Annotated in this window: 20 protein-coding genes; 10 read left to right on the forward strand and 10 right to left on the reverse strand. The window is 69.7% G+C overall.

Translation table 11 applies throughout. The features are described from left to right. Positions 1–30 precede the first annotated feature (30 nt). A complete protein-coding gene (locus FK531_RS21105) occupies positions 31–1,314 on the reverse strand; it encodes a TrpB-like pyridoxal phosphate-dependent enzyme (RefSeq protein WP_142102979.1) in 1,284 nt (427 codons plus the stop codon). Positions 1,315–1,453: 139 nt separating this feature from the next. On the opposite strand from FK531_RS21105, the gene FK531_RS21110 reads away from it, so the two are divergent. Continuing rightward, the gene (locus FK531_RS21110; RefSeq protein WP_142102981.1) at positions 1,454–3,214 is read left to right on the forward strand and encodes a DEAD/DEAH box helicase; all 1,761 of its coding nucleotides are present in this window, start codon (positions 1,454–1,456) and stop codon (positions 3,212–3,214) included. A 67-nt stretch (positions 3,215–3,281) separates the two neighbouring features. On the opposite strand, the gene FK531_RS21115 is transcribed toward FK531_RS21110, so the two are convergent. The 4 genes from FK531_RS21115 to FK531_RS21130 form a co-directional block, all read right to left on the reverse strand. Continuing rightward, positions 3,282–3,905 (reverse strand): hypothetical protein, encoded by a 624-nt coding sequence (locus tag FK531_RS21115; RefSeq protein WP_142102982.1) that lies wholly within the window; start codon positions 3,903–3,905, stop codon positions 3,282–3,284. A gap of 68 nt (positions 3,906–3,973) precedes the next feature. Continuing rightward, positions 3,974–4,486, reverse strand: coding sequence for a mycothiol transferase (locus FK531_RS21120; protein WP_142102984.1), 513 nt, complete (start codon positions 4,484–4,486; stop codon positions 3,974–3,976). 50 nt (positions 4,487–4,536) lie between these two features. Next, a complete protein-coding gene (locus FK531_RS21125) occupies positions 4,537–5,322 on the reverse strand; it encodes an IclR family transcriptional regulator (RefSeq protein ID WP_142102986.1) in 786 nt (261 codons plus the stop codon). Beyond that, positions 5,319–6,830, reverse strand: coding sequence for an APC family permease (locus FK531_RS21130; protein ID WP_142103045.1), 1,512 nt, complete (start codon positions 6,828–6,830; stop codon positions 5,319–5,321). Before FK531_RS21130 ends, FK531_RS21125 begins: the two co-directional genes overlap by 4 nt. A gap of 292 nt (positions 6,831–7,122) precedes the next feature. Between FK531_RS21130 and FK531_RS21135 the strand changes: the two genes are divergently transcribed. Genes FK531_RS21135 through tatA form a run of 3 tightly spaced genes read left to right on the forward strand, consistent with a single transcriptional unit; the run spans position 7,123 to position 9,611 of the window. Then, positions 7,123–8,706, forward strand: coding sequence for a flavin monoamine oxidase family protein (locus FK531_RS21135; RefSeq protein ID WP_142102988.1), 1,584 nt, complete (start codon positions 7,123–7,125; stop codon positions 8,704–8,706). Positions 8,707–8,736: 30 nt separating this feature from the next. After that, positions 8,737–9,408 carry a Rid family hydrolase gene (locus tag FK531_RS21140; RefSeq protein WP_142102989.1) on the forward strand — a complete coding sequence of 224 codons (672 nt, stop codon included), beginning with the start codon at positions 8,737–8,739 and terminating at the stop codon, positions 9,406–9,408. Continuing rightward, complete coding sequence (gene tatA, locus FK531_RS21145; RefSeq protein ID WP_142102991.1) at positions 9,408–9,611, forward strand: Sec-independent protein translocase subunit TatA; 204 nt, start codon at positions 9,408–9,410, stop codon at positions 9,609–9,611. The genes FK531_RS21140 and tatA overlap by 1 nt, the downstream gene beginning before the upstream one ends. A gap of 28 nt (positions 9,612–9,639) precedes the next feature. Here the strand turns inward: tatA and FK531_RS21150 are convergent, their stop codons facing one another. After that, entirely contained in the window at positions 9,640–10,155 is a 516-nt protein-coding gene (locus FK531_RS21150; RefSeq protein ID WP_142102993.1) for a hypothetical protein, read from the reverse strand. 149 nt (positions 10,156–10,304) lie between these two features. On the opposite strand from FK531_RS21150, the gene FK531_RS21155 reads away from it, so the two are divergent. Then, entirely contained in the window at positions 10,305–10,778 is a 474-nt protein-coding gene (locus tag FK531_RS21155) for an SRPBCC domain-containing protein (RefSeq protein WP_181763060.1), read from the forward strand. Beyond that, complete coding sequence (locus FK531_RS21160; protein ID WP_142102997.1) at positions 10,775–11,101, forward strand: ArsR/SmtB family transcription factor; 327 nt, start codon at positions 10,775–10,777, stop codon at positions 11,099–11,101. Before FK531_RS21155 ends, FK531_RS21160 begins: the two co-directional genes overlap by 4 nt. Before the next feature lie 69 nt (positions 11,102–11,170). Here the strand turns inward: FK531_RS21160 and FK531_RS21165 are convergent, their stop codons facing one another. Further along, on the reverse strand, positions 11,171–11,938 hold the full coding sequence (locus FK531_RS21165; protein WP_142102999.1) for a deoxyribonuclease IV: 768 nt from the start codon (positions 11,936–11,938) through the stop codon (positions 11,171–11,173). A gap of 157 nt (positions 11,939–12,095) precedes the next feature. Here FK531_RS21165 and FK531_RS21170 point away from each other — a divergent pair, with 157 nt between their 5' ends. Both FK531_RS21170 and FK531_RS21175 read left to right on the forward strand, forming a co-directional pair. After that, positions 12,096–12,878, forward strand: coding sequence for an ABC transporter ATP-binding protein (locus tag FK531_RS21170; RefSeq protein WP_142103001.1), 783 nt, complete (start codon positions 12,096–12,098; stop codon positions 12,876–12,878). Between the two features lie 27 nt (positions 12,879–12,905). Then, on the forward strand, positions 12,906–15,413 hold the full coding sequence (locus FK531_RS21175) for an ABC transporter permease (RefSeq protein ID WP_142103047.1): 2,508 nt from the start codon (positions 12,906–12,908) through the stop codon (positions 15,411–15,413). Between the two features lie 86 nt (positions 15,414–15,499). On the opposite strand, the gene FK531_RS21180 is transcribed toward FK531_RS21175, so the two are convergent. From FK531_RS21180 to FK531_RS21190, 3 genes are read right to left on the reverse strand one after another with little or no spacing between them, the layout of a single operon-like run. Further along, positions 15,500–15,982 carry an SgcJ/EcaC family oxidoreductase gene (locus FK531_RS21180; RefSeq protein WP_142103003.1) on the reverse strand — a complete coding sequence of 161 codons (483 nt, stop codon included), beginning with the start codon at positions 15,980–15,982 and terminating at the stop codon, positions 15,500–15,502. Further along, a complete protein-coding gene (locus FK531_RS21185) occupies positions 15,982–17,646 on the reverse strand; it encodes a hypothetical protein (protein WP_246098306.1) in 1,665 nt (554 codons plus the stop codon). Before FK531_RS21185 ends, FK531_RS21180 begins: the two co-directional genes overlap by 1 nt. Continuing rightward, positions 17,643–18,221: a histidine phosphatase family protein gene (locus tag FK531_RS21190; protein WP_142103005.1), complete on the reverse strand. Its 579-nt coding sequence runs from the start codon at positions 18,219–18,221 to the stop codon at positions 17,643–17,645. Before FK531_RS21190 ends, FK531_RS21185 begins: the two co-directional genes overlap by 4 nt. Before the next feature lie 114 nt (positions 18,222–18,335). On the opposite strand from FK531_RS21190, the gene FK531_RS21195 reads away from it, so the two are divergent. Continuing rightward, positions 18,336–19,985: an NERD domain-containing protein gene (locus FK531_RS21195; RefSeq protein WP_142103007.1), complete on the forward strand. Its 1,650-nt coding sequence runs from the start codon at positions 18,336–18,338 to the stop codon at positions 19,983–19,985. A gap of 41 nt (positions 19,986–20,026) precedes the next feature. Continuing rightward, complete coding sequence (locus FK531_RS21200; RefSeq protein WP_142103009.1) at positions 20,027–21,565, forward strand: 3-hydroxyacyl-CoA dehydrogenase; 1,539 nt, start codon at positions 20,027–20,029, stop codon at positions 21,563–21,565. Positions 21,566–21,568 lie beyond the last annotated feature (3 nt).

Genomic DNA, 21,568 nt, shown 5'->3' on the forward strand with positions numbered 1-21,568 from the left:
CTCGTACGCGCCCGCCGCCCGCGAGGCTGACTAGAGAGTCGAGACCAGGTTGCCCTGCATGAACTCGTGGTACGCGGGCAGGTCGAGCATGCCGTGCCCGGACAGGCCGATGACCAGCACCTCCGGCTCGGTCAGGCCGCGCGCGTACTCGGCACACGCGGCGATCGCGTGAGACGACTCGGGCGCCGGGACGATGCCCTCGGCGCGCGCGAAGAGCACGCCCGCGGCGAACGACTCGGTCTGGTCGACCGCCTGGCCGGTGACGTAGCCGAGGTCGACGGTGTGGCTGAGCAGCGGCGCCATGCCGTGGTAGCGCAGCCCGCCGGCGTGGATCGGGTCCGGCACGAAGTCCTGCCCGAGGGTGTGCATCTTCAGCAACGGCGTCAGTCCGGCGACGTCGCCGTGGTCGTAGCGGTACTCGCCCTTGGTGATCGACGGGCAGGCCGCCGGCTCGACGGCCATGACCCGGGTGTTCGCCCGGCCGTGCAGGACCTCGCGGATGAACGGGAACGCCAGGCCGGCGAGGTTGGAACCGCCTCCGGCGCAACCGAACACGACGTCGGCGTTCTCCTCACCTGCCGCGCGCAGCTGCTCGACGGCCTCGAGGCCGATGACCGTCTGGTGCAGCACCACGTGGTTGAGGACGCTGCCGAGTGCGTACCGCGCGTTCGGGTCGCTCGCGGCGACCTCGACGGCCTCGCTGACGGCCATGCCGAGGCTGCCCGGGGTTTCGGGGTCGTCGGCGAGCATCTTGCGGCCGGACTCGGTCAGCGTCGACGGGCTCGGATGCACGGTGCCGCCGTAGGTCTCCATCAGGAAGCGGCGGTACGGCTTCGACTCGTACGACGCCCGCACCTGCCACACCTCGAGGTCGATGCCGAACTTCGCGCACGCGAACGACAGCGCGCTGCCCCACTGGCCGGCGCCGGTCTCGGTGGTGATCTTGGTGACGCCGTCCTGTGCGTTGTAGTAGGCCTGCGCGACCGCGGTATTGGTCTTGTGGCTGCCGACCGGGCTGACGCCCTCGTACTTGACGTAGATGCGGGCGGGGGTGCCCAGGGCCTTCTCGAACTCGCGGGCCCGGATCAGCGGCGCGGGTCGCCAGGTCTTGTAGACCTCACGGACCGCTTCGGGGATCTCGATGTACTGCTCGGTGGAGGCCTCCTGCTCGATCAGGCCGGACGCGAACAGCGCCTCCAGGTCGGCGGGCGTGACCGGCTCCCGGGTGCCGGGATGCAGGTGCGGCGGCGGGGGCACCGGCAGGTCTGCGGCGATGTTGTACCAGTGGGTGGGGATGGGCGTCTGCTCGGGCACGGGCGCTCCTGTCGTGAGTTCGGGTACCGAATTGTCGCCTTACCGACGATTCGCGCCGACCGCGGGTGTGCTCGTCCGACGGCGACTTGCGGCGTGCGGGTCGGCCGGAGGTGCCCGCATCGACTAAACTCCTGGTGAAATGAGTGACACCGAGCAGCACCCCGAGCCGGAAACCGACACCACGACCTTTGCCGATCTCGGCATCGAGGAGCGGGTGCTGCGGGCACTCTCCGACGTCGGATACGAGTCCCCGTCGCCGATCCAGGCCGCGACCATTCCGCCGTTGATGGCGGGCAGCGACGTGGTCGGCCTCGCGCAGACGGGCACCGGAAAGACCGCCGCGTTCGCGGTCCCGATCCTGTCGCGGATCGACACCGACCAGAAGCGGCCGCAGGCGCTGGTGCTGGCACCGACCCGTGAGCTGGCGCTGCAGGTCGCCGAGGCGTTCGGCAAGTACTCCGCGCACATCCCGGGCCTGAGCGTGCTGCCGATCTACGGCGGTCAGGCCTACGGCGTGCAGCTGTCCGGGCTGCGGCGCGGCGCGCAGGTCATCGTCGGCACCCCGGGTCGCGTGATCGACCATCTGGAGAAGGGCACGCTCGACCTCTCCCACCTGGACTACCTGGTGCTCGACGAGGCCGACGAGATGCTCAAGATGGGCTTCCAGGAGGACGTCGAGAAGATCCTGGCGGAGACGCCCGAGTACAAGCAGGTCGCGCTGTTCTCGGCGACCATGCCCCCGGCGATCCGCAAGATCTCCAAGCAGTACCTGCACGATCCGGTCGAGATCACGGTCAAGGGCAAGACGTCGACCGCCACGAACATCACCCAGCGTTGGGTGCAGGTGGCGCACCAGCGCAAGCTCGACGCGCTCACCCGGGTCCTCGAGGTCGAGGACTTCGAGGCGATGATCATCTTCGTTCGCACCAAGCAGGCCACCGAGGATCTGGCCGAACGCCTTCGCGCGCGCGGCTTCTCGGCCGCCGCGATCAACGGCGACATCGTGCAGGCGCAGCGCGAGCGGACCATCGGCCAGCTCAAGAACGGCAACCTCGACATCCTGGTGGCCACCGACGTCGCCGCCCGCGGTCTCGACGTGGACCGGATCTCGCACGTCGTCAACTACGACATTCCGCACGACACCGAGTCGTACGTGCACCGCATCGGCCGCACCGGCCGGGCCGGCCGCTCCGGCGACGCGCTGCTGTTCGTCGCGCCGCGCGAGCGTCATCTGCTCAAGGCCATCGAGAAGGCGACCCGGCAGCCGCTGACGGAGATGCAGCTGCCGACTGTCGAGGACGTCAACGCCCAGCGCGTCGCGAAGTTCGGCGACTCGATCACCGAGAGCCTGAACTCGGACAGCCTCGCGCTGTTCCGGCGGCTGATCGAGGACTACGAGCGTGAGCACGACGTCCCGCTGGCGGACATCGCCGCCGCGCTGGCCGTGCAGTCCCGGGACGGCGAGGCGTTCCTGATGTCGCCCGAGCCGCCCCCGCCGCCGCCGCGTGAGCGCGCGCCGCGCGCCGAGCGTCCGGCACGACGTTTCGACGACGGGCCGAAGGTCGGCAAGGGCGGGCAGGAGCTGGCGACGTACCGGATCGCGGTGGGCAAGCGGCACAAGGTCGCACCCGGTGCCATCGTCGGCGCCATCGCGAACGAGGGCGGCCTGCGCCGAAGCGACTTCGGGCACATCAGTATCCGGCCCGACCACAGCCTGGTCGAGCTGCCCGCCGAGCTGAGCCGCGAGACGCTCGAGGCGTTGCGCAGCACCCGGATCTCCGGTGTGCTGATCCAGCTGACCCCCGACCAGGGCCCGCCCGGACAGCAGCGGGCGTCCCGCGACGACGGCCAGTTCGGCAAGGGCAAGTTCGACCGCAAGCCCAAGCGCGACCGCTACTGACTCCACACCCGTTGAACGCACGAACGCCCGGCCACCAGGTGGCCGGGCGTTCGTGCGTTCGTGAGGGTTACTGCTGCGGTGCGGGCGCCGCGGGCGGCTGCACCGTGAACAGCCCGACCGTCGGCAGCACGATGCAGGTGGCGTCGGGGTAGTTCACGGTGCCGAACAGGGTTGCCGCGACCTGGCCGGGGCCCGTTGCGACGACCTTCGACAGCGACGGGGTACCGAACTCGGTGACGCCGTCGATCGGGGCGATGCCGCTCGCCCCGGTGGTCGTGTTGAGCCACACCGCGGTCAGGCCGGACCCGACGGCGACACCCGAGTAGCGCGGTGAGGCCTGGAACCGGAGTTCGCCGTCGGCCAGGGCGACCGCGGGTCCGCTGCTGGTGGACGCGGCGGTGAGGGTGATCGGCAGGTTGGGGCCGCAGCCGATGGTCGGCGAGGCGTAGGCGAACGTGCCGAAGCCGGTGGCGACGTCGACGCCGTCCGCGATGGGCTTGACGACGAGCGGTGAGCGCGACAGCAGGTTCACCGCGGCCTTCTCCGACTTGTTGGCGCCGGCGACCTCGCGCAGGTGCGCGATCCCGTCGGACAGCGGATCCGCGGCCGCGGTGCCGGTGAACGTCAGACAGGCCACCGCTCCGATTGCGACTGCTGCAGCGGTCCGGCGTGCCAGGGTGGTGGCGTTCACTCATGCTCCTCGGTGTGTCGGTGCGTTCCGGGCAAGAACGTACCGGATGGCGGCATGCTCGGCGAGACTTAGCTTCCCGTGAGCTGTGCCGCCTGCGCGCCGTCGATCGACTCGCGAATCACGTCCGCGTGCCCGGCATGTCGGGCCTGCTCCTCGATCTGGTGCAGCAGCACCCAGCGCACGTCGTGGACGCCCTCGTCGAACCACTGCGCGACCGCGGCCGGGATGACCGGCTGCCGGGTCAGGTCGCTCTCGACGCGGATCTGCGCCGCCATCCGCTCGGCCACCGCGTGTTGGCGGGCGAGCAGGGTCGCGACGGTTTCGTCCCCGGACACCTGCCAGCCGGACAACCAGCCCGCGACCGGGTCCGGGTCGGCGTCGCCGGGATCGCCGGTGAGCAGTGCGAGGGCCTGTTCCTCGCCGCGGACAACGTGTTTGAGCAATGCGGCCAGGCTCATCGAGCTGGCACTGGGCACACTCCGGGCCTGCTCCTCGGTGAGCCCCGAGAGGGCGCCGCGCAGGGCCGCGCGTTGGCGTGCCAGCACGCCGAGGAGGAGGTCGCGTTCGTCGGTGGTGGTCATGGACTCCAGCGTGACATCGATCGCGCGGCTGCGCCGCCCGTGCGCGCCGTTCACCCCGGCTGGGGTGAACGGCGCGCACAGTGCGCGGAGCGCACTGTCGGCGGCGGCCCCGTCAGCAGCGCGGCGTACGACCTCAGCAGATCCCATACGTCGACGTCGCTTTCACGGAGCCGTCCGGTTCGCCCGATGGCGGTGAGGGCGCCGGTGAGCTGCCCATCGGGGGAGCGCACCGGGACCGCAAGCGCGGTGCGTCCGATGCGGCTCTCGTCGATCTCGCAGGCGGCATCGATGTCGCGGACCTGACGCAGTTCGGCTGCGATCTCGGCCGGTTCGGTCTTGGTGCGGGTGGTGATCTGACGGAGCGGTCCGGGCGTGATCAGGTCGGGGCGTTGCACCAGCAGGAGCTTGCCGATCGCGGAGGCGTGCAGGTGCGTGGTCCAGGTCGATTCGCCGGACAGTTCGTGGTCCGGGTCGCGGTCGACCAGTCGGACCCGGCCGCCGCTGTAGGAGGCGAGGTAGATGCCGTGCCGCAGTTGGCCGCGCAACTTCTCGAGCACAGGCGCCGGATCGACGGCCGGCTCGGGTGCTGGTGTCGCCCCGGCCAATTCGCGGGTCCGCAGCCCGAGCGCGAATCCGGACAGGTCCTCCACTCGCACCAGGTAGCCGTCCGCGACCAAGATGTTGAGCAGCCGGTATGCCGTGGCGGGCGGAACCCTGGTCAGGGCGGCGATGTCGCGCGCCGAGGCTCCCGAGCCGAGAGTCGCGACCGCCTCGAGCAGGGCGAGTGCTCGCTGTACGGCGCGCGGTTCGTGGCCGCCGGGTTCACCGCCGCTCATTGCCGCACCGCGTCCGGGTGGTCGGCGCCGACCAACGCCATGCTGCCGCGGGAGTTGACCGCGAACGCGCCCGCGCCGGGCAGGACGTCTGCAGACTCGGGACTGTCGAAGACCCCGACGGCCGCGAGGCTGTCGGGTCTCGTGCGCCGCAGGTACCGATACCAGACGGCCGCGACCGACGGCACCGCAGCAACGGTCAGCAACCCGCCGAACTCGCCGTCGAGTGCGTGCCCGAAGGCGACGTATCCGATCGCGACGAGGCCGATTGCCACGGCGAGACGGCCCGTCCAGGCGAGCGGCCCGGTGACCTCGTGGATACGGTGGAGGAACGCGATGGCGCCCGCGGCCACGAGGACGTAGGCGATCAGCAACGCGATCCGCAAGCCCACTCGGGCCTCGCCGGGCACGCTGCCGGCCATCGAGAACGCCAGTGCACCGGCGCCGACGGCTGCCGCCGCTGCGGTCAACGCCACCCAGGGTGTGCGCAGTCCACGGTGCGTCCTGGCGAAGGCCCTCGGCAGTACCCCCTCGACGCCCATCGAATACAGCAGCCGGGACGCCGCATTTGACGATGCCATCGCCGATGCCAGCCACGAGCAGCACATGCCGAGGTGTACCAGCGCCACGATCAGGGGACTCACCCCGGTCGATGCGCCGTGCAGATAGGCGCCGACGAGGGTGTCGGCGTGCCCGGTCCACGCCGCCCAGCCGGCGAAGACGAACAGGACGCCGCAGATCACGGGGGTGGCGAGCACGGTCCGGGTGACGGTCACCATCGGCCTGCGCGCTTCGGGCCCGATGAACGTGGCGCTCTCGAAGCCGGCGAGCGCGAACAGGACGGAGAGCATCACGGGGAGCAGCGCGGACCCGGACGCGGGCGGGACCGGTGCGAGCTGAGCCGACGACCCGGGCACCAGCATCAGACCCACGATGAACACGAGCGAACACACCTCGACCACCAGGATCGCGAGTGCCGCGAAGCGCACGCCGCGCAGCAGCGTCGTCAGGATCGCCGCCGCGATCGCCAGGTACACCAGCGCCGCGGCGGGGCCGCGGATGTCGAGGCCGCACTCCGCGGCGATCGCGATGACCGCCTGCCCGCCGTGGTAGAGCGTCAACGCTCCGCTGCCCACGTACTTCGCTGCCATCGCGACGCCGGTGGTCAGAGCTGCGCGTGCCCCGAGCCCCTGGAAGACGAACGCGTACAGGCCGCCGGAGGCAACCATGCGCCGGGTGAACTGTGCTGTGCACCAGGCGATCAGCGTGACGAATACGGTGGCGGCCACGATCGTCACCAGCCCGGCGAGTGGCATGCCGTGCGCGAGCAGGGTTACCGGCAGCAGCACCATCGACGCGGCCGGCGCCGTTGTCGCGACCGACTGTGCGAGAACCTCGAACCCGGAAAGCTGTCGTCGCCCGAGCGCTCTCAATGGCGACATTGCAGGCCGGTCGGGCTCGTTCTGCTCGAACGAACGCGTAATCGCATCCGCCAGCGCGGACGACTCCATCGCGGTCACGGCACCTCCCACAGCGATCGGGGCCAGAAGGCGGTCGAGACCAGGAGGCCGACCGCGCCGACCGTATCCAGGACGTGTTTCGAGGGCGTTTCGGATATGGGTCGGCGACAGTCGCGGCGAATGAGAGAGCGCCGTCGTGCGGTTCTCACTCGGCGCTGCAGAACCGTTTCCACGCCGTATCCGTCGCGAAGCACCCCGGTTCCAGGATTACCACCGAACGACGACGCCGACGAGGCGCGAGTGCGATGGGAGTCCTGAAATGAATGTCACCAGAAGATCTTTCATGCGTGGTTTGGGTGCGACCGGTGGAGTCGGCCTGGCCTACGGCGCGATGTCCACGCTCGGGCTGGCTCCCGCGGCCGGTGCTTCGACCTCCGCGGCCCGATTCCAGGCTCCGGCGATGGGTGACTTGATCGGCAAGGCGCCCGGCAACCGCTCGGTGGTCGTGCTCGGCGGCGGGCCTGCCGGCCTGTGCGCGGCCTACGAGCTCGGCAAGGCCGGGTACAAGGTCACGGTGCTCGAGGCCCGCGCCCGCCCGGGCGGGCGGGTGTACTCGGTTCGCGGCGGCACCTCCGAGACGGAGATCGGCGGGGAGACCCAGACGTGCACGTTCGCGCAGGGGCACTTCTACAACCTCGGCGCGACCCGAATTCCGCAGAGCCACATCACCCTCGACTACTGCCGCGAGCTCGGTGTGGAGATCCAGGCCTTCGGCAACCAGAACGCGAATACACTCGTCAACTACAACAGCAACACGCTTGTCTCGGGCCAGTCGGTCCAGTACCGGGCCGCGAAGGCCGACACCTTCGGCTACATGTCGGAGTTGCTGCAGAAAGCCACGTCGATGGGTGCCCTCGACACGGTGTTGTCCTCGGACGACAAGGAGGCGTTGTCGTCGTTCCTGAGCGACTTCGGTGACCTGTCCAGCGACGGTCGTTACGTCGGGTCCTCCCGTCGCGGGTACTCCGCGGAACCCGGTGCGGGCCTGAACTTCGGCACCGAGACCCAGCCGTTCGCGATGTCGGACGTGATCCGCAGCGGGCTCGGGCGCAACTTCAGCTTCGAGTTCGGGTACGACCAGGCGATGATGATGATGACCCCGGTCGGCGGAATGGACCGGATCTACTACGCCTTCCGGGACAAGATCGGAACCGACAAGATCAAGTTCGGTGCCGAGGTGACGTCGATGACGAACGTCTCCGACGGCGTCACCGTCGCCTACACCCAGGACGGGTCGAAGAAGTCGATCACGGCCGACTACTGCATCTGCACCGTCCCGCCGAACCTGGTGGGCCGCTTCGAGAACAACCTGCCGAGCGACGTGCGGACCGCTCTGACAGCGGCGATCCCGGTGTCGTCCGGCAAGCTCGGCATCGAATACACACGCCGCTGGTGGGAGACCGAGGATCACATCTACGGCGGCGCGTCGAACACCGACAAGGACATCTCGCAGATCATGTTCCCGTACGACCACTACGGGTCCGACCGTGGCGTCGTCGTCGGCTACTACAGCACCGGAAAGCGGCACCTCGGGTTCGAATCCCTCACGCACAAACAACGTCTGGCGAAGGCGGTGGCCGAAGGCATTGCGGTGCACGGCGACAAGTATGGGCGGGACATCGCGTCGTCGTTCTCGGGCAGTTGGCGGCGGATGAAGTACTCCGAGGGCGCGTGGATGAGCTGGCAGGGTGCAGGCGATTCGCACGGCGGCGCTGCGACCCCGGAGTACGAATTGCTGTTGAAGCCGGTCGAGCGGATCTACTTCGCGGGCGATCACCTGTCGAACGCGATTGCCTGGCAACACGGTGCGTTCACCTCTGCCCGCGATGTCGTCACCGCACTGCATCAGCGGGTCTCCGCAGCCTGATCCGTCGATCACCTCACCCAAGGACAACTCATGAAGCTCACCTCCCGCTCCGTCACGACCGTCGCCGCGCTCGCCGCCACCGCGATCGTGCTCACGGCATGCTCCTCCGACAGTGACGACACGGCCGCTCCGGGCGAACCCGCCGCGGTCGCCACCCCCGTCCTCGAGACAGGACAGGCGAACCCGATGATCGCGCAGGGCGTCACCATCAGTTCCGGCGCCACCGTGTACAAGTCCAGCGGACTCGGCCCGACCGCGTCGAACAAGGCTGCGCCGCAAGGAAGCCCGGAGTCCTACATCGACGGCCAGTTCACCGGGGGAGTCCTGCCTCCCGGTGTCACGGTTACCGAAGCGCAGGGCCTCAACGTCCTGAAGAACATTCGCACGAACCTCGGGGCGCGGGGACTGACCCTTGCGGATGTCACGACGATGCGGGTGTTTCTCGACAACGCGCCCGGCACCGACCGCGCGGACTACGCAGGCTGGAACCGTGCCTACCGCCAGTTCTTCGCGAACACCAATCTCGACACCGGTGACACCGAACTGGTGCCGCTCGGCAGCGCCGAACCTGCGGCGCCGCTCGAACGCAACGAGGCTCGGCCCACCCGGTTCGCCCTCGAGGTAGGCAGCCTGCCGGTGGCCGGGTGGCTCGTCGAGGTGGAGGTCGACGCGGTGTACCCGGCCGACAAGGTGGCGGGCTGATGGGGGCGATGAGTCCGGCGCACTGGGCGATCGTGGCGGTGGTGCTGCTGGTGCTGTTCGGTTCGAAGAAGCTGCCGGACGCGGCGCGTGGTCTGGGTCGGTCGATGCGAATCCTCAAGTCCGAGGTGTCGGAGATGCATGCCGATGAGGTTGTCCCCACCACGTCGGATGAGCCGAAGGCGGTGACGGGACCGAAGGCGTGACGGCTGCGGAGGAACACGGGGCGCCGGTTCAGCGGGAGCTGAGCCGGCGTTCTCCGTGTGCGTCTCGTACGGCATCGACGAAAGCGGACTTGCGGGCGGTGTAGCGGGCGCGGAAGTCGTCGCAGTCGTGCACACCGTCCATCGTCGAGTCGGTGACGAATCCGAAGAACTCGACCGCCGAGTCCACCACGGGGGCCGGGGCGAGGATGCGCAGTTCGTTGACCATGCCGTCCAGGTCGACGATGGCCCGCGCGAGCGAGCGCAGGTTCGGGTCCGCCGATTCGAGTGCCTGCTCGAGGTCGGCGTCAGCGAGGACCTGGCTGTCGACCGCGACGATGCTGTTGTGTGCGGTGTCCGTCGCGGCGAGGAAGCGGACGTAGATCGAGCGCACCTGCGGGTCGGCGGGGGCTGCGCCGGCGGCGGCCGGTGCGACGCGGCCACGTCGTACCGCGAAGACGCCGAGCAGCACGCCGACGATCATCGACAGCGGCACCGCCCACCATGGCGCGGCCTGCGTGCTGAGGGCATCAACCAGCGAATCCACTTGCCGACCTTAGCAATTGATCAACATGGTTTCGGGTAGCGACATGTTTGCGCGGCACATATGCAATGTGCTGGTTGCAGGTTGGGGAGATTGATGCAACCATTGGGTTGCAGTAAATGGACGACCACCTCCCGGCAGGAGCCTTCGGAATGACGAACACTCAGGCAGCAGTCATCAACACCGACCGGTACACCGTCAGCCGCACCGTCGTTGTGAACGCGTCGCGCGCAGCCGTCTGGCGCGCGCTCACCGACCCCGAACACATCGCGAAGTGGTTCGGCCAGACCGCCCGTATCGACGCGCTCGAGGTCGGGGCGCGCGGAGGCCTCGGCTGGCCCGGCCACGACGAGTTCACGATGGAGATCACCGAGGTCGACGAGCCGACGCACTTCGCCTACCGATGGAACACCCAGGGCGGCGAATTCGACTTCGACCGTGCCACCGAGGTCCGGTTCACCCTCGTGGAGGAGGGCGACGCGACGGTGCTCACCGTCGTCGAGACCGGCTTCGACCGGATCAGCGACGACGAGGAGGCCCGGCGTGGTCAGCTCGAGAGCAACCGGGGCGGCTGGAACGGCGAACTCGACGAGCTCGTCGACTACCTGGAGGCGGTATCGGCATGACCGCGCCGCCGTCCGTGTCACCGACAGCGGTGTTCGCGATGCTTGCCGATGACACCCGATGGGGCATCCTGGAACTGCTCGGCAGCGAGGACCTGTCCGCATCGGCGCTGGCCGATCGACTGCCGGTGAGCAGGCAGGCGATCGCCAAGCACCTCGCCGCCCTCGAAGCGGCCGGCCTGGTCGAACGGATCCGGGTCGGCCGCGAGGTCCGGTTCCGGGCGCTCGGCTCGACACTCAGCGCCGTCGGTCGCCGGCTCGAGGCCATCGGCGCGCAGTGGGACGCCCGACTCGACCGGATCAAGCACATCGCCGAGAACTTGTAGGCAGCTCCGCTGCCTGTGAGTCCTTCTGGTCCGGCTGGGGACCAGAAGGACTCACAGGCGCGGAGCTGCCTACAGCGCCTCGCGCAGGTACGCGAGGTCGTCGGCGAGGCCCTCGGGGGGAGTCTCGAGGATCACGGGGGCCTGCGCCGTCCGCACCACCTCGGCGAGCACGGCCGCGTCGATGGTGCCGTCGGCCAGGTTCGCGTGCCGGTCCCGCGCCGAGTTGAACTCGTCCCTGGAGTTGTTCAGGTGCACCAGGTCGATCCGGCCGGTGATCGCCTTGACCCGCTCGACGACGCCGACCAGGTCCTCGCCGCCGGCCCACGCGTGGCAGGTGTCCAGGCAGAACCCGGCGCCGAAGTCGCCGACCTCGTCCCAGAGACGGGCGATGTCGTCGAAGCGTCGGGCCATCGCCGCGTCCCCGCCCGCGGTGTTCTCGATCAGGATCGGCACCGCGAAGCCGCCCTTGTCGGCCTCGCGCTCGAACAGCTTGCGCCAGTTGGCGAATCCCTCGGCCTGGTCCTCGCCGTCGCGGACGTGACCGCCGTGCACGACCAGACCGATCGCCCCGATGTCCGCGGCGGCCTTGGCCTGCTCGGTCACGGACTTGCGGGACGGGATCCGGATCCGGTTGTTCAACGACGCCACGTTGATGACGTACGAGGAGTGCACCACCACGTCGATCGGGCTGTCGCGGATCTGCTCGGCCTTGGGGTGCGGGGTCAGCTTGTTCCACTTCTGCGGGTCGGTGAGGAACAGCTGCACGACCTCGGCGCCGAGTGCCTCCCCGGCGCCGATCGGGTCGTCGTCCTGGCGTACGTGAGCTCCGATGCGCATGGGGGCCAGCCTACTGTCGGCGGGTCGAACATCGGGTCGGTCGGCTCCTGAGGCCCAAGATCAGGGTGGTCCCTGATAGCGGCCCGCGGCACTGCCGGTAATCATGGACGGGTCGGACCGCCCGGTCCGGCTATTCGGATCCGCAGGAAAGGCCGTCATGAGCGCGCACGCCGCACCCGACCCGACATCCCCGAGCGAGGCCGTCGCAGCCAGGGCGGTGAACCTGACCAAGATGTACGGCTCCGGCGAGACCGCGGTCACTGCGCTCGGCGGCGTGAGCGTGGACCTCGCCCGTGGTGAGTTCACCGCGATCATGGGACCGTCCGGCTCGGGCAAGTCCACGCTCATGCACTGCCTCGCCGGCCTGGACACGGCGACCTCCGGCTCTGTGCTGATCGGTGACACCGACCTGACCGGGCTGTCCGACAAGCAGATGACGGCCCTGCGTCGTGACCGGATCGGGTTCGTGTTCCAGGCGTTCAACCTGGTTCCGACTCTCACCGCGCTCGAGAACATCACCTTGCCTCTCGACATCGCGGGCCGTGCGGCCGACCAGCTGTGGCTGAACTCGGTGCTGACCCGGCTGGGACTGACCGACCGGTTGGAGCACCGGCCGAGCGAGCTGTCCGGCGGCCAGCAGCAGCGTGTGGCGTGCGCACGGGCCCTCGCGGGGCAGCCGGAGATCATCTTCGGTGACGAGCCGACCGGCAACCTGGACTCGCACTCCTCCGGCGAGGTGCTGTCGATCCTGCGGGCGTCCGTCGACGAGTTCGGGCAGACCGTGGTTATCGTCACGCACGACCCCCGCGCCGCGGCCTACGCGGACCGGGTGGTGTTCCTCGCGGACGGTCAGATCGTCGACGAGCTCCGGGAGCCGACCGCCGACACGGTGTTGGACCGGATGAAGGGGCTCGACGCACGGTCGAGCGTGCGGAGCTGACCCGTGGCCACTCTCAATCGGAATCCCATGCGCAAGGTGTCGCTGCGCAACCTCGCGGCGCACAAGGTGCGGCTCGCGCTCACCGTGCTGTCGGTGGTGCTCGGCACGGCGTTCGTGACCGGCTCGTTCGTCTTCACCGACACCCTGCAGAAGACGTTCAACGGACTGTTCGAGGACGCGGCGAAGGGTGTCGACGTCCGGGTCAGCAGCCCCGAGGACGGATCGAGTGGCGTCCCGCTCACCACTCTCCCGACACTTCAGGCGGTGGACGGAGTCCGGGCCGTGGTGCCCGCCGTCAACGGGCAGATCGTGCTGCTCGGTGCCGACAAGAAACCGGTGCAGACCGGCGGAGCGCCCAGCATCGGCGAGTCCTACGCCCCGAACAGCGAGCACCTCGGCGACCCGGGCCCCTTCGTCGCGGGCGCCCCGCCCAGCGGGCCCGGGCAGATCGCGCTCAACGTGGGCGGCGCGGGCAAGGCCGGACTCGCAGTCGGGGACAGCACCCAGGTGCTGGTGCCCGCGCACGGCGTACTCGACGTGACGGTGTCCGGCATCTACCAACCCGCCACCGACACCGGCGGATTCGTCGGCGCGCTCTTCGACGCCACCCAGGCCAAGGAGCTGTTCACCGACGGCGCGCACGCCAACTACGTCGACGTCGCGGGGGACGGTACGTCGCAGGAGCAGATGCGTGAGCGGGTCGCGGCCGCGCTGCCCGACCTCAAGGTGCAGACCGGCGACCAGGTCCGCGACGAGGTCAAGACGAACGTGACCTCGGCGCTGAGCTTCATCAACTACTTCCTGCTCGCGTTCGGCGCGATCGCGCTGCTGGTCGGCACGTTCATCATCTACAACACCTTCGCGATGATCGTCGCGCAGCGCCTGCGCGAGCTGGCGCTGCTGCGCGCGATCGGGGCCAGCCGCAAGCAGGTCGGCCGGTCGGTGGTGCTCGAGGCGCTGGTGGTCGGGGTACTCGGGAGCGTGCTCGGCATCGCCGCCGGTGTCGCGCTCGCTTACGGACTGCGCTCACTGCTCAACACCTTCGACGTGGGGCTGCCGAGCGGTTCGCTGCAGCTCGAGCCGCGGACGGTGATCGTGGCGCTGGTCGTCGGGGTCCTCGTCACCGTCGTCAGTGCGTACGCCCCGGCCCGCCGCGCGGCGAAGATCCCGCCGGTGGCCGCGATGCGTGAGGAGTTCTCGTCCGCTGGCGACTCGCTGCGGGTGCGAACCATCGTCGGTGGCGTCTTCGCGGTGGTGGGAGTCGCCGCGCTGGTGGCCGGCTCGCGTGGCACCGGGGGAGGCGCGGCCGCGACCGTCGGGAGCGGCGCCGGTGCGCTGGTGATCGCGGTGCTGCTCGCGGCCCCCGCACTCTCCCGACCGGTGGTCGGGGCGCTCGGTGTCGTGCTCGCCCGACCGTTCGGCGCGATCGGCCGCCTGGCCCGGACCAACGCGGTCCGTAACCCGCGCCGCACCGCCGCGACCGCGTTCGCGTTGACGCTCGGGCTGATGTTGGTGACGGTCATCGGGGTGTTCGGTTCGTCGGCGAAGGCGAGCGTGAACTCGTTGGTGGACATCGGGGTCAAGGCCGACTACATCCTGACCGGTCCGCCCCAGATCGGCGTTCCGGTCGGCGCGTCCGCCGCGATCCGGGACGTGCCCGGGGTCGCCGCGGCGGTCCCGATGCACGGCGTCACGGCGAAGATCGGCGACGACAAGGTGACCGGGACCGCCATCGGCGGCCAGCTCGACGGCGTCCTCGACTACACCCTCGAGCAGGGCAGCGCGGACCTGTCCGGGACCAACCTGCTGGCGTCGGAAAGCTATGCCGCCAAGCGGGACTGGAAGCTCGGCACACCCGTGGTGATGACGAACAAGGACGGCGTCGCGGTGACCACGACGGTGACCGGGATCTTCGCCGACAGTCAACTGCTCGGCGACTGGTTGGTGCCCGAGCAGGTGTACGACCAGATGACACCCGCCGCGATGCGCGCGGACTGGGCGGTCCTGGTGAAGGCGACACCCGGCACCGACGTGGCCGCGTTGCGCTCGAGCCTCGAGCAGGGCACGGACCGCTTCCTGGTGGTACAGGTCAAGGACCGGGAGCAGTTCAAGGGGACGCAGAGTCAGCAGATCGACACCCTGCTCGCGGTGCTGTACGGACTGCTCGCGCTGGCGGTCGTCATCGCGATTCTCGGCATCGTCAACACCCTCGCACTGTCGGTGGTCGAGCGGCGCCGCGAGATCGGAATGCTGCGGGCCGTCGGCATGCAGCGACCGCAGGTCCGCCGCACCATCTATCTGGAGTCGGTCCTGATCGCGGTGTTCGGCGCGACCGTCGGGGTGCTGCTCGGCCTCGCGTTCGGATGGGGATTCGTCAGCACGCTCGCCGACCAGGGTCTGGACATGGTGGCGGTGCCGTGGGGCCAGGTCGTGGCAATGCTGCTGGGCTCCGGAGTGGTCGGGGTGCTGGCCGCGCTGTGGCCGGCGGTCCGGGCCGCGCGGACCAAGCCGCTCGAGGCGATCGCCGGGGTCTGATCGGAGGGGTCGGGGCCTGGGTCGCTCCGCGGGCTCCGCTCCGGTCGGTCGTCGGCGCCGCGTGCGTCGACGACCGACCGGTCCCGTCAGGGTTCGGGCATCTCCGAGGAGTGGTGGTTCACGATCAGCCACTGGTCGTCTCGCCGCTGGTACACGAAGGTGAAGCGGGCATCGACGGTCTCCGGCCCCTGGGCCTGGTGCAGGGTGAATCGGTATGTGCCGGTGTCGATCGCGTTGTCGGCGTCGAGGACGTTGATCGTCGACTGCTCGATCACCGCGCTCGGCCTGCTCGGCAGGAACCCGGTGAAGTAGTCGACGATTCCGGCGTGATCGGTGCGCACGACGTTGCTGACCGTCGGGATGAGCACCGCGTCGGGGGCGTAGAGCGCGGCGACCGTCTCGGGGTTCCCGGTGGCCAGGGCGTCGTTCCATTCGGTGAACAGTGCCGCGATGTCGTCGTTGGTGGGCAGGTCCAGGTCCTCGTCGGACGGGTCGGAACAGGCCGCCGCCCCCGCGAGCGCGAGGGCGGCCAACGTCGCGGCGGCCAGTCGCAATGCCGTGGTGTTCATCAGCGCACCACCAGGTCGTGGTCGGTGGCGCTGAGCGTGATTGCCGCAATGTGCTTGCCGCGCATCCAGTCCCGGACGAACGCGTCCAGGGCGGGAGTCGACTCCCGCGAGGCAAGAATGTCCGCGGGGATCTCGATCGCTCCGACGAGGTGACGCGGGTTGTCGTCGAGTTCGGGCCCGCGTGGCGTCATCCGCAGCCCGTCCGCGGTGTGCAGGACCACCGGAATGTCCGTGCCGTCCGGTGCGCGGACGGTCGCGGGGCGACTGGTGGCGGCCGGGTCGAAGTGGTCCACCTGCAGCCGGTAGCCGGACGGCTGCGCGTGCTGGCCCACCGCGTCCAGCAGTCGCGGGTCCACCACGGTGTACGGGAACCCGATGTCGATCAGGGTCTGCCCGTCGACGGCCCCGTCGCGGGCGGGCAGCGTCGTGGACAGGTGCCAGGGGGCCGGCGGGGCCAGGGTGTCGCTCGAGCGGTCCGCCGGCGAATTGTCGATCGGTGTCCCGAGGGTGGCCGCAGCGGTAGGGGTGAACTCCCACGTGCCACCGACGAGATCCTTGTGCCAGAAACCGGATTCGCCGTCGCGCCGGCCCTCCACGCGCAGCTCGCGCCGATTCGGTCCGGGGCCGAGGGAGTGCACACTGATGGCAGAGGTGATCTCGCCGGGGACCTTGGGTTGGTGCACCCAGTCCGGCGCGGGCAGCTGGATCGCGGCGGTGCTCCGGTCGAGCGTCTCGACGACGAGGTTGGGTGCGGTCGGTTTACCGGCCTGGTCGTCCCAGCTGTAGCGGAAGAAGATCGAGTCCGATCCGGACGAGTCGAAATCGAAGGTGCGCGTGTACATGTCGCCGTAATTGTTCATCACGAAGGTGGTCGACCCCGCCGCCGACAGCGAGTCCGCGCGGAACCTCCCGCCGAGCGGACCGCCGATCTCGTAGCTGTCGTCGTTGGGCAGCCACGGGTCCGCGTAGGTGATGCGGCTGCCGTCCCCGGTCAACGCGGGCAGCATCGTCATCTTGCCGAAGCCGATGAAGTGGATCCGTCCCGCAATGTCGGTGTAGGTCTGGTTGTCCCACGGCGACGACACGCTCAACGCCCAACCGTTCGGACGGTCCCCGGGCAGTTGCCGACCGGGGCCGATCCACAGCGGAGCGCCCCAGGCGGAGGTCCAGTTCCACAGCAGCGGATGCTGGGAGGCGTTGTCCATCGTGTAGATCCAGCCGTTGTCGTCGACCGCGACGAGTTCGTCGTCGTCGAGCGAGATCCCGACCAGACGTCCGCGCAGGCACTCGGGCATCGGCACGTAGCGCCACGGTTCGGTCGTCGGGACACCGGTATTCCGCGGCCGGGTCAGGAGGTCGTGGCCGACGAGCGTGAAGTCCCAGAACCGGTTGAACTGCGTGGTCGGTGTGCGAATCTCGACGGATGCTGGGGCGGCCGCGCCGGTGAACGGTGGCAGGGTGGTCAGTCCGGCTCGGCCCCCAGCGGACGGCGCGCCTGGCGGTAGCTGCGCGGTCCCGAACGGCACGCACCCGGCGGGCTGACTGGTCGCGGGTGCTGCGGCGGCGAGGGGAGCGGGCCACAGCAGGCCCGCGGCGAGGAGGGTGCCGATGCGCAGCAGTCGCGATCGGCTGGGGTGCGAAACTACACGAATGGTGTCGTTCACCTTCCGAGTGTCGCACGATCCGACACGTCGAACCCGTTGATGGTGAGGACGGTCCAGCCGTGTCCGTCGTGGCGCAGGGTGCTGATCGCAGCGTTCGGAATGCGTGGTGCGCGGTGGATGTGGAGGGCGCCGACGACCGACCGGATCAACCCACCGTGCGTGACGGCGACGATGGACGAGCCGCGATGGCGTACGGCGAGCTCGTCGAGAATCCGCAGCCCACGCTCGGTCACCGAGGCGTGCTCTTCCATGCCGGGATACACCCCGTACGGCCACCGGTCGTAGACCTCGTAGTCGGTCGCGCCCTCGGCCTCCCCGAAATGGCGTTCGGACAGTTCCGGGTAGGTCGCGGACCGATCGATCCCGAGGTGGGCGCCGATGATGTCGGCGGTCTCACCCGCTCGCGAGAGCGGCGAGCTGACCAGGACGTCCCAGGTTCGGGTGCCGAGTCGGCGCGCGGCGGCAAGTGCCTGCGAGCGCCCGGTGTCGTTGAGTGGGATGTCCGAGGAGCCCTGCAGTCGGCGCTCGGCGTTCCACTCGGTCTCGCCGTGTCGGACCAGCGCAAGGTAGGTCATAGTCGCCGGACGTTAGCACCGCCGGGCTCGAGTTCGTGGGTACTGCGCCGTGACTCCCGCACCGGCCGGCCGCCTTCCGTGGGACGGTGTCCGGTTCCGTGCCAAGCTGTCGCAATGGCTATCCGCATTCCCGAGCATCCGCGACTGGTCAACGCCGCCGAGGAGTCCGTGTGGACAGCGCTGGTCGGTCAACTCGGTGACGGCGACCTGGTGGCGGCCAATGTGCGGGTCACCGACCATCGCAAGGACCACGAGATCGACTTCGTGGTCGCCGTCGAGGGGCAGGGCATCGTTACCGTCGAGGTCAAGGGTGGGTTGATCTGGCACGACGGCGCCTCCTGGATGCAGGACCGGCGAAAGGGGCCGACCCCCATCGACCCGGTGCGCCAGGCCCGCGAAGGGTGCTACGCGCTGCGCAGCTACGTCGAGGCGGACCCGCGCTGGACGCAGGGTCGGCTCAAGTGGGATCACCTGGTGGTCTTCCCGAACTGCGAGATCGACGACGACTATGCGTTGCCGGAGTGCCCGCGGTGGAAGGTGATCGACCGCAGCGAACTCGACGAGCTCGCGGGGCGGATCTGGAAGGTGCTCGTCGGCCAGGAAATGGAGCGGCCGGGACTGACCGCCGAGGGAGTCGAGCAGCTCGAGACCGCGCTCGCCGGCCGCGGGCTGCCGCAACGCGACGTGGTCGCCAGGGCGCTGGCCAACGAGGACGCGGCCGATGCCCTGTCGGCGCAGCAGTTGTCCATCCTCGGCGCGATCCGGTTGCTCAACCGGGTCGAGGTGCGGGGCGGGGCGGGCAGTGGCAAGACGTTCCTCGCCGTGGAGCAGGCGCGTCGCCTGGCTCGCTCGGGACAACGGGTTGCCCTCCTGTGTTACTCGCACGGTCTCGCCTCCTACCTGCGGCGGGTGACGGCGAACTGGGCCCGTCGGGACAAACCCGCGTACGTGGGGGAGTTCCACACTCTCGGTCGCCGGTGGGCGGCGGGCGACGGCCCGGACGAGACCCTGCGCACCCCACGCACCCAGGACTTCTGGGAGCACGAGTTGCCCCGGCAGATGTCCCTACTGGCGGCCGCCCTGCCACCCGGACAGCGGTTCGACGCCGTTGTCATCGACGAGGCCCAGGACTTCGCCGACGCCTGGTGGGAGCCGGTGCTCGCTGCGCTGACCGACGAGGAGTCCAGTGGCATCTACGTTTTCAGCGACGAGGGCCAGCGGGTGTTCGACCGCCAGGGCGTGCCGCCGGTTCCATTGGTGCCGTTGGTCCTCGACCACAATCTGCGCAACACCCGGCAGATCGCGGGCTCGTTCACCCCGTTGGTCGGGCAGCGGATGCGCCTGCTCGGCGGTGAGGGGCCGGAGGTGCGCTTCGTGCCGTGCGCGGCGACGGACGCGCTGGCAGTGGCCGACGACCAGGTGGACGCGCTCCTCGACGAGGGCTGGCGGCCCGAGGACGTGGCACTGCTGGCCACCGGCAGTCGCCACCCGGAGCAGGTCGAACGTCAACTCGCGGGCAACGAGGCCTACTGGGACACCTTCTGGGACACCGAGCAGGTGTTCTACGGGCACGTGCTCGGCTTCAAGGGACTCGAACGCCGCGCGGTGGTGTTGGCGCTCAACGAGCAGGCCGCGCAGGAACGGTCGCGCGAGCGGCTGTACGTAGGACTGTCCCGGGCGCGGGACCAACTGGTCGTCTGCGGCGACCCAGCGCTGATCCGGGCGGTCGGCGGCGAGGAACTGGCGCGTCGGTTCGGAATCTGAGTTCGGTGGACGGGCCGCGTGGGTCGTGCAAACGTGGGGGGATGAACCAGAAGCGCGCCGGTGTCACCGTGAACCGGCTGCGGGTGATCGGCGCCGGGGCGATGGGGCGCGGTATCGCCCAGGTCGCAGTGACTGCCGGCATCGAGGTGGAGCTCACCGACGCTGTCGACTCCGCGGTCGGCGCGGGAATCGACTTCGTCTGCGCGATGATCCGCCGGTCCTCGGACAAGGGCCAGCGGACCGTGGCCGAGGCAGAGGCGGCGATCGCGCGACTGCACGCGGGCCGCGCCCCCACTGCGCCGGGCGACGACCTCGACCTGGTGATCGAGGCTGTGGTGGAGAACCTCGAGGTCAAACGCTCGATCTTCGCTGACCTCGAGGCCACGGTGCCGAATGCGTTGTTGGCCAGCAACACCAGCTCGCTCTCGATCACCGCGATCGCGTCGGTGCTGGACCGCCCGGAGCGTCTGGTCGGCCTGCACTTCTTCAACCCGGTGCCGCTGATGAAGCTCGTCGAGATCGTGCCGGGCCTGCGTACGGGCGCGGAGACGGTATCCGCCGCACGGCAATTGGTGGACCGGTTCGGCTACACCGGCGTGTTGGCGAAGGACACCCCGGGGTTCCTGGTCAACCACCTCGGCCGCGGGCTGCCGACCGAGGCGCTGCAGCTGCTCTCCGAGACGGTCGCCGAGCCGGTCGACATCGATCGCATTGCCCGCGACACGGTGGGTCTGAAGATGGGTCCGTTCGAACTGATGGATCTCACCGGACTCGACGTCTCGCACCCGGTCCTCGAGACCGTCTACGCGGGCTTCTACGGCGACCCGCGGCTGCGCCCGTCCCCGATCACCGCCACGAGGCTCAGTGGGAAGATGTTGGGCCGCAAGACCGGTGCGGGCTTCTACCGGTACGACGGCGGCACCCAACAGGTCCCGGGCGAGACCGCGATCGATGCCGATCCCGCCGCGATCGTGGTGTACGTCCAGGAGGACGCCCGCCTCGCGGACCTGTTGCGGTCGAGCGGTGTTCGGGTGCTCACCGAGCCCACCGATCACGCGGTCTCGATCGTCTCGCCGGTCGGCACCCCGACCTATCGGGCCGCACTGGCGGCCGGCGTGAACCCGGCACACACCATCGGTGTCGACCCGCTGTCGGTCCCGGGCCCGCGACTGACTGTGGTGGTGCCCGCGATGCTCGACCCGACGGTCGGGGCGGCGGCGATGCGGGTGCTGGCGGCCACCGGCCGACGGGTCACCGTCACCGCGGACGGCCCGGCGCCGGTCGCGCAGCGACTGATCGCGTCGATCGTCAACGTGGGCAGCGCGATCGCCGAGACGGGACTCGGCGACGCCGCGGACATCGACCTCGGCGCACGGCTCGGGCTCGGCTATCCGCGGGGTCCGCTCGAACTCGGCGACCTGCACGGCGCAGCGCTGGTGGTGAGGATCCTCGACGGCCTGCTCGACTACACCGGCGACCCGCGCTACCGGGCCAGCACCTGGTTGCGGGCCCGGGCCGAGCTCGGAATGTCGTTGCGCGACCGGGGAACCCGACCCGCTGACCTGTTCGACGGACGATAGGAA

It is taken from the genome of Rhodococcus spelaei (assembly GCF_006704125.1).
GTDB lineage: Bacteria > Actinomycetota > Actinomycetes > Mycobacteriales > Mycobacteriaceae > Rhodococcus_G > Rhodococcus_G spelaei.